This is a genomic window from Streptomyces sp. NPDC003393 (genome assembly GCF_053589015.1).
Genome location: NZ_JBSFRB010000043.1, coordinates 21756 through 36867, shown reverse-complemented (window position 1 = coordinate 36867; position 15112 = coordinate 21756). Strand labels below are relative to the sequence as shown.

Annotated in this window: 15 protein-coding genes and 2 pseudogenes; 7 read left to right on the top strand and 10 right to left on the bottom strand. The window is 69.1% G+C overall.

Annotated elements, in window-relative coordinates; translation table 11 throughout:
- Positions 1-265 precede the first annotated feature (265 nt).
- The gene (locus ACWDUZ_RS31385; RefSeq protein ID WP_451635192.1) at positions 266-1651 is read left to right on the top strand and encodes a serine hydrolase domain-containing protein; all 1386 of its coding nucleotides are present in this window, start codon (positions 266-268) and stop codon (positions 1649-1651) included.
- Positions 1652-1730: 79 nt separating this feature from the next.
- Here the strand turns inward: ACWDUZ_RS31385 and ACWDUZ_RS31380 are convergent, their stop codons facing one another.
- The gene (locus tag ACWDUZ_RS31380) at positions 1731-2183 is read right to left on the bottom strand and encodes an N-acetyltransferase family protein (protein ID WP_451635191.1); all 453 of its coding nucleotides are present in this window, start codon (positions 2181-2183) and stop codon (positions 1731-1733) included.
- Positions 2184-2192: 9 nt separating this feature from the next.
- Positions 2193-2327, bottom strand: a pseudogene (locus ACWDUZ_RS31375) (MarR family transcriptional regulator); the annotation flags it as partial.
- A 49-nt stretch (positions 2328-2376) separates the two neighbouring features.
- Here ACWDUZ_RS31375 and ACWDUZ_RS31370 point away from each other — a divergent pair.
- Positions 2377-2537: pseudogene (locus ACWDUZ_RS31370) on the top strand (heme-binding protein); the annotation flags it as partial.
- A gap of 3 nt (positions 2538-2540) precedes the next feature.
- On the opposite strand, the gene ACWDUZ_RS31365 reads toward ACWDUZ_RS31370, so the two are convergent.
- From ACWDUZ_RS31365 to ACWDUZ_RS31345, 5 genes are all read right to left on the bottom strand, one after another.
- Positions 2541-3407, bottom strand: coding sequence for a GNAT family N-acetyltransferase (locus ACWDUZ_RS31365; protein WP_451635190.1), 867 nt, complete (start codon positions 3405-3407; stop codon positions 2541-2543).
- A 138-nt stretch (positions 3408-3545) separates the two neighbouring features.
- A complete protein-coding gene (locus ACWDUZ_RS31360) occupies positions 3546-4028 on the bottom strand; it encodes an NUDIX domain-containing protein (RefSeq protein WP_451635189.1) in 483 nt (160 codons plus the stop codon).
- 87 nt (positions 4029-4115) lie between these two features.
- Positions 4116-5021 (bottom strand): LysR family transcriptional regulator, encoded by a 906-nt coding sequence (locus ACWDUZ_RS31355; RefSeq protein ID WP_451635188.1) that lies wholly within the window; start codon positions 5019-5021, stop codon positions 4116-4118.
- 217 nt (positions 5022-5238) lie between these two features.
- Positions 5239-6429: a cystathionine gamma-lyase gene (locus ACWDUZ_RS31350; RefSeq protein ID WP_451635187.1), complete on the bottom strand. Its 1191-nt coding sequence runs from the start codon at positions 6427-6429 to the stop codon at positions 5239-5241.
- 168 nt (positions 6430-6597) lie between these two features.
- Positions 6598-6975 carry a phage holin family protein gene (locus tag ACWDUZ_RS31345; RefSeq protein ID WP_451635186.1) on the bottom strand — a complete coding sequence of 126 codons (378 nt, stop codon included), beginning with the start codon at positions 6973-6975 and terminating at the stop codon, positions 6598-6600.
- Positions 6976-7023: 48 nt separating this feature from the next.
- Between ACWDUZ_RS31345 and ACWDUZ_RS31340 the strand changes: the two genes are divergently transcribed.
- The 4 genes from ACWDUZ_RS31340 to ACWDUZ_RS31325 all read left to right on the top strand — a co-directional run bounded on the left by ACWDUZ_RS31340 (position 7024) and on the right by ACWDUZ_RS31325 (position 9370).
- Positions 7024-7341: a cupin domain-containing protein gene (locus tag ACWDUZ_RS31340; RefSeq protein WP_451635185.1), complete on the top strand. Its 318-nt coding sequence runs from the start codon at positions 7024-7026 to the stop codon at positions 7339-7341.
- Between the two features lie 179 nt (positions 7342-7520).
- Complete coding sequence (locus ACWDUZ_RS31335) at positions 7521-7733, top strand: DUF5326 family protein (RefSeq protein WP_086729530.1); 213 nt, start codon at positions 7521-7523, stop codon at positions 7731-7733.
- Between the two features lie 303 nt (positions 7734-8036).
- On the top strand, positions 8037-8834 hold the full coding sequence (locus tag ACWDUZ_RS31330; RefSeq protein ID WP_451635184.1) for an IclR family transcriptional regulator: 798 nt from the start codon (positions 8037-8039) through the stop codon (positions 8832-8834).
- Between the two features lie 98 nt (positions 8835-8932).
- The gene (locus ACWDUZ_RS31325; RefSeq protein ID WP_030168615.1) at positions 8933-9370 is read left to right on the top strand and encodes an SsgA family sporulation/cell division regulator; all 438 of its coding nucleotides are present in this window, start codon (positions 8933-8935) and stop codon (positions 9368-9370) included.
- A 90-nt stretch (positions 9371-9460) separates the two neighbouring features.
- On the opposite strand, the gene ACWDUZ_RS31320 is transcribed toward ACWDUZ_RS31325, so the two are convergent.
- On the bottom strand, positions 9461-10825 hold the full coding sequence (locus tag ACWDUZ_RS31320) for a YibE/F family protein (RefSeq protein ID WP_451635183.1): 1365 nt from the start codon (positions 10823-10825) through the stop codon (positions 9461-9463).
- A gap of 241 nt (positions 10826-11066) precedes the next feature.
- On the opposite strand from ACWDUZ_RS31320, the gene thiC reads away from it, so the two are divergent.
- Positions 11067-12851: a phosphomethylpyrimidine synthase ThiC gene (gene thiC, locus ACWDUZ_RS31315; protein ID WP_451635182.1), complete on the top strand. Its 1785-nt coding sequence runs from the start codon at positions 11067-11069 to the stop codon at positions 12849-12851.
- 119 nt (positions 12852-12970) lie between these two features.
- On the opposite strand, the gene ACWDUZ_RS31310 is transcribed toward thiC, so the two are convergent.
- Positions 12971-13822: a hypothetical protein gene (locus tag ACWDUZ_RS31310; protein WP_451635181.1), complete on the bottom strand. Its 852-nt coding sequence runs from the start codon at positions 13820-13822 to the stop codon at positions 12971-12973.
- A 193-nt stretch (positions 13823-14015) separates the two neighbouring features.
- Complete coding sequence (locus ACWDUZ_RS31305; protein ID WP_451635180.1) at positions 14016-15107, bottom strand: metallophosphoesterase; 1092 nt, start codon at positions 15105-15107, stop codon at positions 14016-14018.
- Between the last annotated feature and the right edge of the window lie 5 nt (positions 15108-15112).

The window sequence follows — 15112 nt, the reverse complement described above, 5'->3', positions numbered from 1 at the left end:
GGGCTCATCATGCTGCACCGGTCCGGTCTCACACCCCTGAGAGGGAGCTTCAGCGCTATCGGCCAGGACTTCGGACAGCTACCACTGAGTGCTCTCCTGGGCCCGAGTGCTCGTTGTGAACCTCGCGGCCACCCGACCTGCCGTTGCACGGCCGCCCGTGCGGTCAGGCAATCGGTGGCCTCCGGGCCGGTGGCCACCGTGCCCAGGCCCGTCGCCGGGGAGAAATCCGCTCGACGTGCGGCGGTGTACCGGATGGACTGAGAGCATGACGACACCTCAGGATGAGCTGCTTCCGAGCACCCGCCGGGCCCTGCTGCACCGGATCGCGGTCGCCCAGGCCGAGGGGCGGACACCGTCGCTCGTGGCCGCGGTGAGCCGTGGTGGGCGGACGGTCTGGCACGGCGCGCGGTCGTCGGTGGACGGCCACGCGCCGGACGAGAACACGCAGTACCGCATCGGCTCGATCACCAAGACCTTCACCGCTGTGCTGGTGCTGCGTCTGCGCGACGAGGGCCTGCTCGATCTCGTGGACCCGCTGGAGAAGCATCTGCCGGGAACCGGTGCGGGGGAGGCGACGATCGGGGATCTGCTGGCGCACACCGGCGGCCTGGCCGCCGAATCGCCGGCGCCCTGGTGGGAGAGGACCCCTGGAACACTTCGCCCCGAACTCGCCGACGTGCTCGGCGAGGAGCCGCTGCGGCACCCGGTCGGACGACGGTTCCACTACTCCAATCCTGGCTACACCGTGCTGGGCGCGCTCGTCGAGAAGCTGCGCGGTGCCGCATGGGAGGACGTCCTTCGGCGGGAAGTACTCGAACCTCTGGGGCTGCACCGGACGAGCACTCGACCACAGGCCCCTCATGCAGGTGGCTGGGCGGTGCACCCGTGGGCCGACGTGATGCTGCCCGAGCCCACCGAAGATTTGGGCCGGATGGCCCCGGCCGGACAACTCTGGTCCACTACGGGGGACCTGGCCCGGTTCGCCGTCTTCCTCGCTCAGGGGGACGACAAGGTGCTGAGCGCCGAGTCGTTGCGCGAGATGCGGCAGCCATCGGCACCGCCCGAGGACGCGGACGTGGTGACGGGGTATGCCTACGGGCTCGGGCTGGAGTTGCGGCGGTCGGGCGAACGGCTGCTGGTGGGGCACTCCGGGTCGCTGCCGGGCTTTCTCGCCTTTCTGACCGTCGCCGTGGAGGACGACGTGGCCGTCGTCGTGCTGGCCAACTGCACCTCAGGGGTTCCGCTGGCCACTGTGGGCGTCGATCTGGTCCGTATCGTCGCCGACGCCGAACCGCGGATTCCGGAGCCCTGGCGACCGCTGCGGGAGGTGGAGCCGTCGGTGCTGGAGCTGGCGGGGCAGTGGTACTGGGGGACGTACGGCTTCGGGCTGCGGCTGACAGCGGATGGGCTCCTCTCCCTGGAGCCGCTGACCGGCACCGGCCGGCGTTCCCGCTTCCGGCCCAACGGCGACGGCACCTGGACCGGACTGGAGGGGTACTACACCGGAGAGTTGCTGCGGCCCGTACGGCGGGCCGACGGCTCCGTGGACCATCTGGACCTCGGATCCTTCGTGTTCACGCGGCAGCCGTACGACGAGAACGCGTCGGTTCCCGGTGGAGTCGACCCGGAGGGGTGGCGGGGTATCGGATAGCGCGCTTGTCGCTGGAGGGACCTGTTTCACGTGAAACAGGTCCCTCCAGCGCCTTCGCGGCGGCCGCTGTCGCTGGTGGCTACAGCGGAAGCTTGAAGCCGAGGTGTGACGGCTCGAAGCCGAGCCGCTCGTAGAAGCGGTGCGCGTCGGTTCGTGTCCTGTCGGACGTCAGCTGAACCAGTTGGCAGCCCTGACGCCGGGATTCCGCGATCGCCCACTCGATCAGCTGGGTGCCCAGCCCGCTTCCCCGCTGGTCGGCATGGATGCGCACGGCCTCGATGATCGAGCGTGTGGCCCCCCGCCGCGACAGGCCGGGGATGATCGTCAGCTGAAGTGTGCCGACGACGCGGTCCTGGCGGACGGCGACGACGAGGTGCTGGTTCGGGTCCGCGGTGAGCCGTTCCAGTGCGGCCAGGTACGGGGCTAGATCGCCGGAGGACTCCCGCTGGGCGCCCAGTGGGTCGTCGGCGAGCATGGCGACGATGGCCGGGATGTCCTCGGCGGCGGCCGCCCGTATCTCAAGATCTCCCATGACCGCACCTTATGCGGCGGCCGGTGCCTTCAGGGACTCGACGACCCGGACCAGCGGTGCCGGCTGCGGGTTGCGCGCGGCATCGTCGAGTGCCTCGTGGGCGGCGTCGTTGGTCGGCCGGGCCTCCTCCAAAAGCTTGAGTCCGGGCCCGGCCCGCCAACTTCCTCGACATCGGCGGCGGGGCGTCCTCGGGTTCCACACCCTGCCCACCGCGCTCGACCGGCCGCTGCTGTTCATCGCGGTCGGGGGCCCGTGCGGTGGAACGGGCGACTGATCGGAGCGATCGGCGTCGGTGGCGGTGCGCCGGAGCAGGACCACGCCTTTGCCGTCACCGCGGTGACGGCACTGGTCTGACACTCACCCCGCCGCCACGGTCAGCGGAGCGAACCGGCGAGTCCAGTCGCCGGGGAGCTCCGCGATGCCGTTCGTCATGACCGAGTTGAAGGCGATCGATGCCAGACCGCGCTGTTTGACCCAGGTCAACAGTTCCTCGTGGCGCACATCGATGTCGGTGCGCAGTGGGCGGTCAGTGTGAGCTGCGATGGAGGCGATCAGTGCCTTGGCCGTATCCGTGTCCCGGGCGATCAGCGGACCCACCACATGGGTTTTCATGTTCGGCCAGGCGGCCGCGTACCCGGTGATCCCGTCACCGTCCTCGGCGACCCGCAACTGGTCGGCGAACGCGGGCAGCCTGATGATCAGAGGGGTACGGTCGGCACCGAACACCTCCTCGTCCAGCGCGAGGATGCGGGTGAGGTCCTCAGCCGTGGCCGCTCGGGTGGTGACGCGGGACGGAGAACCGTCCGGTGTGAAACGACCGCACACCATCTCGGCCCGGCCGGTGACCTTGAACCCGAGTTCTTCGTACAGCGGGCGGCCGTTCGGCGTGGCGTGCAGGGTCAGTGGGGTGGTGCCCATCGTCGAGACGACATGACGCATCAATCGGCGGCCGATGCCCTGGCGGGCGTGCCGCTCGGCGACCAGGACCATGCCGATGGCGCCCAGATCCGGTCGCTCCTGCGGTCCGTACTCTGTGACGACGCAGGCGGCGACCAGTCGTCCGTCCGGGTCGTCGATGCCGTATCCCTTCCCGGAGCCGAGGAGGAAACCCCACTTGTGCTCCTCGCGCGGCCACCCCCGATTCTCGGACAGGTCGGCGCAGGCGATGAGATCGCGAAGCGTCAGACGACGGATGGGCAGGCTGGCAGGGGAAGGAGTCGACACGCAGGTCAGGTTGTCCGACAGGTGTTGTCCCCGTCCACTCCTTTCGAGAGGGGCGTAGGTGCATTTGGCCATGCGGGGGGAGTCCGGGCGGCGTGCGGACAAGCGCCGGTTGTTTCACGTGAAACGTACGGCGCCACGTCAGCCCAGGTCCGGGGCGTGCATGGCACGGACGCCCTCGATGTTCCCGTCCAGATAATGCCTCAGGGACAGAGGGACGAGATGGACCGAGGCGATCCCCACCCGCGTGAACGGCACTCGTACGATCTCGTACTCGCCGACGGGTTCGTCCACCTCGGGGCCGTGTCGCAGAGAGGGGTCCATCGATTCCAGACGGCAGACGAAGAAGTGCTGCACTTTGACACCGGTTGCGCCACCGTCCGCGCCGATGTGCTCCACGGTGTCCACGAAACAGGGCACGACGTCAGTGATCTTTGCGCCGAGTTCCTCGTACACCTCGCGGTGCAGGGCATCGACGACAGTGGTGTCCTCGGGCTCGACCCCGCCTCCAGGGGTGACCCAGTAGGGGTCGACGCCGGGCTTGGTGCGCTTGATCAGGATCAGGTCGTCGCCGTCGAGGAGAACGGCTCGAGCGGTGCGCTTGACCACGGGTCGGACGGTCATGGGAGAAATGTGGCCCGGTTGGTTCCACGTGAAACATCGCAAAGCGTCATCGACCGAGTTCGTTGGGTGACAAGCGCTCGAGGGACCTCAGCACCACTCGGAGGCCGCCTGCAACAGCCACTCGTGGGCACGGGCGATGTGCGGCACCGACAGTGTGCCGGTGCGGACCACCAGGACATACGTCCGCAGGGGCGGCACCGCCGGTTCATGGAGGGCCACCACGTCTCCCCGCTCAAGGGCGGAAGTACACAGATAGCGGGGTAAGACCGCCAGTCCCGCGCCCGCCACGGCACAGGCCAGGACGGCGCGCAGATCGGGGGCGATCACGGTGCCGGACACGGCCGGCCTGGAGTCGAAGACCGACGCCCAGTAACGGGAGACGAAGGGCAGTGACTCGTGGACCTCGACCACAGGCACGTTCTCCAGAGCGGGCGTCTCCTTCCCCCGCGGCGCCATGGAGCCGATCTCGTCGGCCCAACGTGGGGCGGCGACCAGGATGTGCTCCTCGTCGCACAGTGGAGCCGCCGTGAGCAGGGCGCCGCGCGGCCGGGCGGCGCTGATGGCGAGATCGTGGTGCCCGGCGGACAACCCCTCCAGGACCTCCTCGGCGGTCCCGAAAGAGGCCCGCAGGGCGAAGCCCTGCCCGTCCTCGCCGGTCAGCTCGGTCAGGGCGGGCAACGCCCGTTCCGCGGTGAACTCGGGTGGTCCGGCCAGATGCAGTGTGCGGAAGGAGGACTCGTCGTCGAGGCCCGACTCGGTGATCTCCACCAGGGCATCCAGATGGGGAGCGGCCTTGTGGGCGAGCTCATCACCGAGGGATGTCGGGGTCACACCGCGGGGCTGGCGCAGGAACAGCGGTCGGCCCAGCTGTCGCTCCAGCGTGCGGATCTGGGAGGTGACGGCCGGCTGGGAGAGGCCGAGCAGCGCGGCTGCCCGGGTGAAGGACCCCGCCCGGTGCACGGTCACGAAGGTACGCAGCAACGCCAGGTCCACGCCTCACCCTCCCCTTGCGGCGCCTACCCCGCCCGACCCCCCGGTCGCGCACAACTATAAATATGTCGATAGGTCTCTGTCGCTACTGTGATTGGACACTGACGCAGAGTCAACTAGCCTTGTGCGCGTGGTTCTTCGCGCGCAGAACCGAGGGCGGTCCGAGCCACGAGGGGGGAGGCTCGGACCGCCTGCCAAGGCTCGGCCGAGGGAGAGGCGGTCAGTGCGCCGTCTCGTCCAGGGCGCGCAGCACATCCGCCACCAGGTCCGCGGGGTCCTCGGCGCCGACGGACATCCGGATGAATCCTTCCGGGACCGCGTCCCCGCCCCAGCGTCCGCGCCGCTCCGCCGTGGACCGCACCCCGCCGAAGCTCGTCGCGTCGTCCACGATCCGCAGGGCATCGAGGAAGCGGTCGGCCCGGGCGCGTGACGGCAGCGTGAAGGACACCACGCATCCATAGCGACGCATCTGCTGGGAGGCGACCTTGTGCGAGGGGTCGTCGGGCAGCCCCGGATAGCGCAGCCCGGTCACCTCGGGCCGCTTGCGCAGTGCTTCCGCGAGGGCCAGTGCGGTGGCGTTCTGCCGGTCGACGCGCACCTGCAGGGTGGCGATCGAACGATGTGCGAGCCAGGCCTCCATCGGCCCCGGGATCGCACCGACGATCTTGCGCCAGCGGCGCACGGAGGCCATGGCTCCGGCGTCGCGGCCGGCGACGTAGCCCAGCAGGACGTCGCCGTGCCCGGTGAGCTGCTTGGTGCCGCTGGCCACGGAGAAGTCCGCGCCGAGCTCCAGTGGCCGCTGCCCCAGGGGTGTCGCCAGGGTGTTGTCGACCGCGACCAGCGCCCCGCGCGCATGCGCCGCCTCGACCAGCCGGCGGATGTCGCACACGTCCAGGCCGGGGTTCGAAGGGGACTCGATCCACAGCAGCCGGGCGCCGTCCAGCACCTCCAGCTGGGCGTCCTGGCCGGTCGGAGCGGTCCGTACCTCGATGCCGTACGAGTCGAGCTGGTCGCGCACCAGGGGCAGAGCCTGGTAGCCGTCGCTGGGCAGCACCACCGCGTCTCCCGCGCGCAGCTGGGAGAAGAGCACCGACGAGATGGCCGCCATGCCGGAGGCGAACACCAACGTCTCGACGCCGTCCTGCCCGGGGCCCTCGAGCTCGCCGATGGCCCGCTCCAGCAGCGTCCAGGTCGGGTTCTCGTCACGGCCGTAGGTGTACGGCCCCGTCGGGTCGCCCGGCAGATGGAAGTGGGCGGCGAACACCGGTCCGGGCAGCGTGGGCTCGTGCTTGACCGGCTCGGGAAGACCGGCGCGCACCGCGCGTGTGCCGTCGCCGGCACCGGCGGGAAGACCGGTCTTCCTCCGTGTTCCTTCCGTGCCGTAGGCGCCGTCCGCAGCGGAATCGCTCATACCGCCCGTCCCTTCACATGCTCTCGTACCGCGGCCGGCAATCCCGGGCTCGCTGCCTCCACCATCTCAGGACACCCTCGGACAGCGTTCACGCCCCTGTTGCGCGCTCGGGTGTGGAGCCGCCGGTGGGCCCCGGCACGGGGCATCCGCCGAGGCCGGCCTCTTCGCTCAGTCCTCGTCCGGCAGGACCATGTGCAGTGCCCAGGAGACGACCGAGACGATCAGGCCACCGAGTACGGCCGTCCAGAAGCCCTCGACATGGAAGCTGAGATCCAGCTTGCCGCACACCCACGACGTCAGCAGCAGCATCAGCGCGTTGACGACCAGGGTGATCAGGCCGAGCGTCAGGATGAACAGCGGAAAGGTCAGCACCTTCACGATCGGCTTGACCAGGAAGTTGACCAGGCCGAAGACCAGAGCGACGGCGATCAGCGTGCCGGCCTTCTTCGCCGTGCTGTCGCCGGTGAGGGTGATCTTGTCGAGCAGCCAGACGGCGACCGCCAGTGCGCCCGCGTTGGCGATCGTCTTGACTACGAAATTCTTCATGTGTCTGATCGTGGCAGAAGAGATCGACCACGGATACGGGCGAGGACGATGAAGGCATTCCGGCTGGACGACCTGGAGGCGGAGCGGGCCGCCAACGAGGGTGCATATCTCCAGTTCCTGCGAGAACGGAACATGTCGGTCGGCCTGTACGCGCTGAACGCGGGCGAGCACGACCCGCAGAAGCCGCACCACCAGGACGAGGTGTACTTCGTCGTCAGCGGCCGCGCCTCGATCACGGTCGGCCTGGAGACGACCGAGGTGGCCCGGGGCAGCGTGGTGTACGTACCGGCCGGGACGGTCCACAAGTTCCATCACATCAGCGAGGATCTGCGGGTCCTGGTGGTCTTTTCTCCGCCGGAAGCCTGAGGCCCCGTCTCAGGGTTCCCTAGGGGGACGGTCAGGGGATGACAAGGGTGCGAAGCCCCCGCCGGAGCCGCTGACGGCCATAGCATCGAGTACAGGACATCGGCAGTGCCCGGCACCGTGGGGTGCGGGGCACCGACGGACACCGGCGCTTGGCCGGCGGAGAGGTAAGGACGAGGGCAATGCGAGAGATCTTCGCGGGTCTGCCGTGGTGGGTGAAGTGGATCGCGGTGCCGGTCATCGCCCTGGTCGTCTTCGGCGGCCTGATAGCGAGCGTGGTGGGCTTCGTGATCGGCCTGCTGTTCAAGCTGCTGGTCTTCGTCGCCCTGGTCGGCGGCCTGATCTACATCGTGCGGAAGTTCATGGCGGGGTCCTCCTCGCGCGGCGACTGGTGAGTACGCGGGGACACCGGTGATCGGTAACACTCATCGCCGGTTCCCTCGCGGGGGGGAAGTTTCCCGCACAGGCCGTCCGCAAGCGGTGGCGGGCGGATAGGGTCCGGACATCGACGTGGGGGCAGAACCCCCGCGGGCAGCGTTTCCCCACCCGTGTCTCCCCGCACGGGCTGCCTCCTCGTGCTACGGGAGTGACCCTTGGCCACGGTTGACACCGCACCCGCAGGACCGCACGCGCCGCCCGGCCCCCGGACGCCCTCCCGTTCCACGGGGCTTCCCGCACAGCCGCGTTCCGCGCCACCGGTGGGACAGCCCTATGCCGGAACGACGCTGGAGCAGCAGACCGCTCAGCCGCAGCAGACCCTCATCGGATCGGTGCAGCGCGCGATGCGGCTGCTGGAAACCGTCGCACGCCATGAGTACGGGGCTCCGGCCAAACAGCTGGCGCGTGAGACCGGCCTCGCCCTTCCCACCGCCTACCACCTGTTGCGCACCCTGGTCCATGAGGGCTACCTGCACCGCGACCGGGGGCTGTTCTTCCTGGGGGACGCGGCCGAGCAGCTGAGCAGCAGCGGAGCGGCGCAGAAACGTCGCACCACGATCGTCGAGACGCTTGCACAATGGCGTGATCTGATCGGTGCGCCTTTGTACTACGCGATGTACCGTGATGGCGAGATCGACGTCATGTGCGTCTCCGACACCCCGGCCAATCCGGCGGTCGAGGAGTGGGCCGACTTCCGGGAGACCGGGCATGCGCACGCCGTCGGCCAGTGCCTGCTGTCCCAGCTCGACGACGGCGCCCGCCGCGACCACCTCGACCGCTATCCCGTGCGATCCGTCACTCCGTACACGGTCCGTGACAATCACAGCTTCCTGCGGCGGCTGGAACGGATGCGCAGGATGCGGCCGGTGACGGAGCGGCAGGAGTACGCCCTGGGGACGGTCTGCGCGGCCGTTCCCATCACGGTGGGCGCGACGGCGGTGACCATCGCCCTGTCGCTTCCCGCCCACCAGGACGACCGGCTGATGCCCGCGGCGCTGCAACTGCAGCACGAGGTGGAACGGTGTGCCGGAGCCCTCGCACTCGCTATCAGTATCTGAAAACTCACTCCTTGTGATCTGTCGTGTACGTTCAGCAAGATGCCACCAGTGTCACGGGGACGATTCCCGGCCAGTCGACGGCAGATGACGGGGTAGCGATGCGCGAGTCCGTACAGGCAGAGGTCATGATGAGCTTTCTCGTGTCCGAGGAGCTCTCCTTCCGCATCCCGGTGGAGCTGCGGTACGAGACCTGTGATCCCTACGCCGTACGGCTGACGTTCCACTTGCCCGGAGACGCCCCTGTGACCTGGGCCTTCGGACGCGAGCTGCTGATCGACGGGGTGGGCACACCGTGCGGGGACGGCGACGTCCGAATCTCGCCCGCGGACGCGGACTCGCTCAGCGAGGTCCTGATCCGACTTCAGGTCGGCAGTGACCGGGCACTGTTCCGTTCCTCCACGGCGCCTCTCGTGGCGTTCCTGGACCGCACGGACAAGCTGGTACCACTGGGCCAGGAGGGCGCCCTGGCCGACTTCGACGCGCACCTCGACGAGGCCCTGGGGCGCATTCTGGCCGAGGAACAGAGCGCGGGCTGAAGCGTTTCGGCGGCAGGGCGTGTGCGGTGGCGTAACGCTTCACCGCGTACGCCGGTCACATGGAACCGGGGAAAATCCGGTGTCCCGGGGTCACCGCTTGCGACGTCTTCCCCTGCCGCCGCGCTCGGGAGCCGGCACGTGGGGCGTCGCGCGCCCGCGCATCGGCCCGTGACCCGTCCGGTCGGCCGAGACCACGAGGGCCGCCAGGGCAGTGGTGACCGGCACCGAGGCGACCAGGCCGATCGAGCCCACCAGCGTACGGACGATCTCCTCCGCGACCAGCTCACTGTTGGCGACGTCCCCTACACTGCGCTGCGCGATGGAGAAGAGCAGCAGCAGCGGCAGCGCCGCGCCCGCATAGGCCAGGACAAGGGTGTTGACGACGGACGCGATGTGGTCGCGGCCGATACGGATACCCGCGCGGTACAGCCCCCGCCAGCCCATCGCCGGATTGGCCTCGTACAGCTCCCAGACCGCGGACGTCTGCGTCACGGTCACGTCGTCGAGGACACCGAGCGAGCCGATGATGACCCCGGCGAGCAGCAGACCGCTCATGTCGATCGACGGGAACAGGCCATGGATGAGCTCGGTGTTGTCGTCGGTGTTGCCGGTGAGCGCGGCCCAGCCGATGAACAGTGAGCCCAGGACGCCGATCAGCACCAGCGAGATCAGCGTGCCGAGCACTGCCACCGATGTGCGGGCGGACAGGCCATGGCACATGTAGAGGGCGGTCAGCATGATGGCGCTCGACCCCACCACGGCCACGAGCAGCGGGTTCGAACCCTGGAGGATCGCGGGAAGGATGAACAGGTTCAGTACCAGGAAGCTGACAGCCAGCGCGATCAGCGCCATGACGCCACGCATCCGCCCCACCACCACGACGGCGAGCGCGAAGACACCGGCCAGCAGCGCCATCGGGAAGTGCCGGTCGACGTCGGTGATCGAGTACTGCAACTCCTCCGGCGCGGAGGGCTCGTAGGCGACCACGATCTTTTCGCCGTGGTGCAACTGCCGTGACTGGTCAGGTTGCACGATCTCGGTGAAGGTACGCCCCTTGTCGTGGCCAGTGTCGACACGGACCGTGGCCTTCTTGCAGGTGCCGGCCGTCTGGGCTCGCGCAGAGAGCCCCTCGGCCGTCGACGTGTCGCCGGTCGGCGTGTTCCCGGAGGCGTTCAACGACGTACAGCTCACTGCCATCACCTTGGTGACCGTGGCTTGCTGGGTCTGCCGGTCGAAGCCCACACCGGTGCGCTGGTGCGACGGTGAGCTGCCGGGCCAGAGCACCACCAACCCGACCACGACCGCGGCGGCGAACGGGATCAGGATGGCCGCGATGACCTTGCGGAGGTGCTGGGAGACGGGAGTCGCCGGTCCATGGCTGTGGCTGTGCGCGTGCCCGAGTCCGCCGCCGTGCCCGGGAGGAGACCCGTGAGGGGACTGCTGCGTCGTGGTCACCGCCAGATCATTGCAAGAACGGCAGGGGCCCACTGTTCACCGCGCCACGAATGACGCTAGCGTGGAGGCACCTTTGCACACGCGGGAGCTCGGAGCACCGGGCTGAGAGGGCGCTGACCTTCGTCATAGCGACGTTTCACGTGGAACGAGCGATGTTTCACATGAAACGTCGGCAGACGAGAACCGCTGCGTCGACCGCCGAACCTGTTACCGGGTAATGCCGGCGTAGGGAGTAGGTCTCATGACCAACAAGGACGCACGCACGCCTGCCTCTACTCAGGACGAAAAGTCCCAGGAGGCCGGAAAGTCCATCGGCTGGCACAAGGCGCACGTCGAGGGTTCACGCCCCGACCTGCGGGTGCCGGTCCGTCAGGTGCATCTCACCAACGGGCAGTCGGTGACGCTGTACGACACTTCGGGCCCGTACACCGATCCGCTCGTCGACACCGATGTCCGCAGGGGTCTGTCACCGTTGCGGGAGAACTGGATCATCACCCGCGGCGACACCGAGGAGTACGCGGGCCGTCCGGTACGCCCCGAGGACGACGGGATCAAGCACACTTCGCCGCGCGGGGGCCTGCGCAACCTCGACGCGGTGTTCCCGGGCCGGCCGCGCCAGCCGCGCCGCGGGCGTGCTGGGCAGGCGGTGACGCAACTCGCGTACGCGCACCGCGGAGAGATCACTCCGGAGATGGAGTTCGTGGCACTCCGGGAGAACGTGTCGCCCGAGGTCGTCCGCGAGGAAGTCGCGGCGGGCCGCGCGGTACTGCCGGCCAACGTCAACCACCCGGAGATCGAGCCTATGATCATCGGCAAGCGGTTCCTGGTGAAGGTCAACGCCAACATCGGCAACTCGGCGGTCACCTCCTCGATCGAGGAGGAGGTCGAGAAGATGACCTGGGCGACCCGCTGGGGCGCCGACACGGTCATGGACCTCTCCACCGGCCGCAACATCCACACCACCCGTGAGTGGGTGCTCCGCAACTCCCCCGTTCCCATCGGCACAGTGCCGCTCTACCAGGCTCTGGAGAAGGTGGACGGCAAGGCCGAGGAGCTGACCTGGGAGATCTACAAGGACACGGTCATCGAGCAGGCCGAACAGGGTGTGGACTATATGACGGTCCACGCCGGCGTGCGCCTGGCGTATGTGCCACTGACCGCGAACCGCAAGACCGGCATCGTCTCTCGTGGTGGCTCGATCATGGCGGCCTGGTGCCTCGCGCACCACAAGGAGTCGTTCCTCTACGAGCACTTCGAGGAGCTCTGCGAGATCCTCGCCGCCTACGACGTCACGTACTCCCTCGGTGACGGACTCAGGCCGGGCTCGATCGCGGACGCCAACGACGAGGCGCAGTTCGCGGAGTTGCGCACGCTCGGGGAACTCAACCGCGTCGCCAGGCGTTTCCACGTACAGACGATGATCGAGGGCCCGGGACACGTCCCGATGCACAAGATCAAGGAGAACATCGACCTTCAGCAGGAGATCTGCGATGAAGCTCCGTTCTATACGCTCGGCCCGCTGACGACGGACGTCGCTCCGGCGTACGACCACATCACCTCCGGCATCGGCGCCGCGATGATCGCCTGGTGGGGCACCGCCATGCTCTGCTATGTCACGCCCAAGGAGCACTTGGGCCTGCCCAACCGCGATGACGTCAAGACCGGCGTCATCACCTACAAGATCGCCGCGCACGCTGCCGACCTAGCCAAGGGACACCCCGGCGCCCAGGAATGGGACGACGCCCTGTCCGACGCCCGCTTCGAGTTCCGGTGGGAGGATCAGTTCAACCTCGCCCTCGACCCGGACACGGCACGGGAGTTCCACGACGAGACACTCCCGGCGGAACCCGCCAAGACGGCCCACTTCTGCTCGATGTGCGGCCCGAAGTTCTGTTCGATGAAGATCTCGCAGGACATCCGTCGTGAGCACGGCAGCAGCCGGAGCGAGATCGAGGAGGGTATGGCTCAGAAGTCGAAGGAGTTCGCGGCCGCGGGGAACCGCGTGTATCTGCCGATCGCGGACTGAGCGCGGCGGAGCGCGACGGGGGTCGCACTGGTCCGGGCACTCGCTTGTGCGGCCCGGACCAGCCGGTGCCGTGGCCACCTGCCCGTACGGGAGTCGGCCGGTGCGGCTCCGGATGCTGGTCACTCCGGCTGGTGCTCGGGTCCTCCGAAGTCAGGGCTGGTGAAGTCCGGGCTGGAGAAGCTCGGGCGGGAACTCGGGACGCCGTCGTCGGGGCTGCTGAAACCGGGGCGGTCGTAGCCGAGTTGTGGGATGCGGCCGCCCGGTGCCGACGGGTCCGTACGGTGTGCGTTCGGGCCGGAGGCGGCGAGCGCGTCGCGCAGGAAGGGCAGGATGCCGCGTTCCAGCAGGGCGTCACGCCAGGCCTGCCTGGCCTGGGCGAGTTCCGCGCTCAGTTCGCCGTACGGTCCCGTCTCGGGCGACGGGCGGTTACGCAGGGCGGTGAGGAGCAGTCCGGTGCCCGCGACGACGATCGAGGCCGCGGTCACGGCGCCGAACACCCAGCCCGCCGTGACCATGGTCCGGGCGAAGGCGGGGGCCGGGTCCAGCATCTCCAGGATGTAGCCGACGAGCAGGAAGAGGGCCGCCGCGACTCCGGCGAGCACGGGAGCGAGGACCGCGACGACGGCGGCCGCGCCCGCGCCGGTGGTCTCGGCGACCTCGCCCACGGTGGCGGCGAGCCCGGTCGCGGCCCCGCCGGACTCGGTCTCGCCGGCGGACGACGGGGTGGACGGTGCGGGCCTGCGCAGTTCCTCGCGGATCTTCACGTAGTGGTGGTACTCGGCGGCGGCGGCCGTGGTGATCAGAGCGGTGGCGCTCAGCGCCATGGTGCGCAGTTGTTCGGTGTTGAGCCGCCCGCCGAGCGCGGCCAGTTCCGGGCGGTGTGGGGCGGAGCGCAGCGCCTCATCGAGGATCCGCTCGTATTCCTGGCGGTCCTCGCTCAACAGGTGCTGCGGAACGCTGTTCATGTGCATCCCCCGATGCTCCGTAGGGCTTGGGGCTCGCATGGCGGCGAGCCGTCGGGCAGAAACGGAGGGGAGCCTGCTACGGATAGGCCGATGGTAGAGCCGTGCGGGCACGCGGTGACAGGGGGTTTTCACAAATTGCTTGCCGTCGGGCGGCCGGCCGTGCCCGGGGCGGCGGTGGGGACGCCCGTACGGTGAACGGTCAGGAGTCGAGCGGCAGTTGCCGGACCAGCAGTTTTCCGGCCATGGTCACGCCGCCGTCCATCGCGATGGCCAGTCCGTCGGCGTAGACGTGCGGTCCCTCGACCACGGGGCCCGCGGCGTCGTCACCGTCCTCGGAGCCGACGTGGCCCAGCAGGTAGGGGATGGGGCTGTGGCCGTGAACGATGCGGGTGCCGCCGTACGTATCGAGGAGGGAGCGTACGGCGTCGGCGCCCCCCTCGTCGCGGAAGGAGAAGCGTTTGGTGAACTTGCGGAACAGGTCCCAGCACTCGTCCGCGTCGTTGCGGGTGAGCGTCTCGTGGACGGTGTCGTTGACCTCTTCGATCGAGTCGCCGTAGTCGAGGTAGGCGGTGGTGTCGGAGTGCACGAGCAGGTAGCCGTCGACCTCCTCGATGGCGTCGAGGCGGGCCATCCACTGCAGGTGGTGGTCCTGGAGGCGGTCCATGTCGGACTTCTGGCCGCCGTTGAGCAGCCAGGCGGCCTGGAAGGTGGCGGTGCCCGCCCCGGAGTTGACGGGTGTGTCCCCGAACCGCCTGGCGCCCAGCAGCAGCAGTTCGTGGTTGCCCATGAGGGCCTTGCAGTAGCCGCCGGCCGCGGCTGCCTCGGCGGACAGCCGCATCACGAGGTCGATGACGCCGATGCCGTCCGGGCCGCGGTCGGTGAAGTCGCCGAGGAACCACAGCCGCGCGGCGCCGGCACACCACTGGCCGGCGGAGTCGACGAGGCCCTGTTCCTGCAGGGCGGCGATCAACTGGTCGAGATAGCCGTGCACGTCACCGACGACGTACAGCGGGCCGGGCCCGGTCGCGGGCTGGGGGGCCGGGGCGGGAGCCGGGTCCACGGTCACCTGGAGTGTGTCGCCGCGGTTGATGACGGGAAGGTCGCGCTGGGTGGGCGTGTACGCGTCCGGGTAGCCGTCCTCGGTCGGCCGGAGGGGCTCCGCGGGGTGGGTGTCGTGGGCGTACGGGCCGGTCTCGTTCACGTACGCGGGTACCCGGAAGTCGCGCAGCGTCGCCGTCCGCTCCACTTCGGGTCCCTGACCGGCCCCCTGAGTCATCGACCCCTCCACCATCGCGC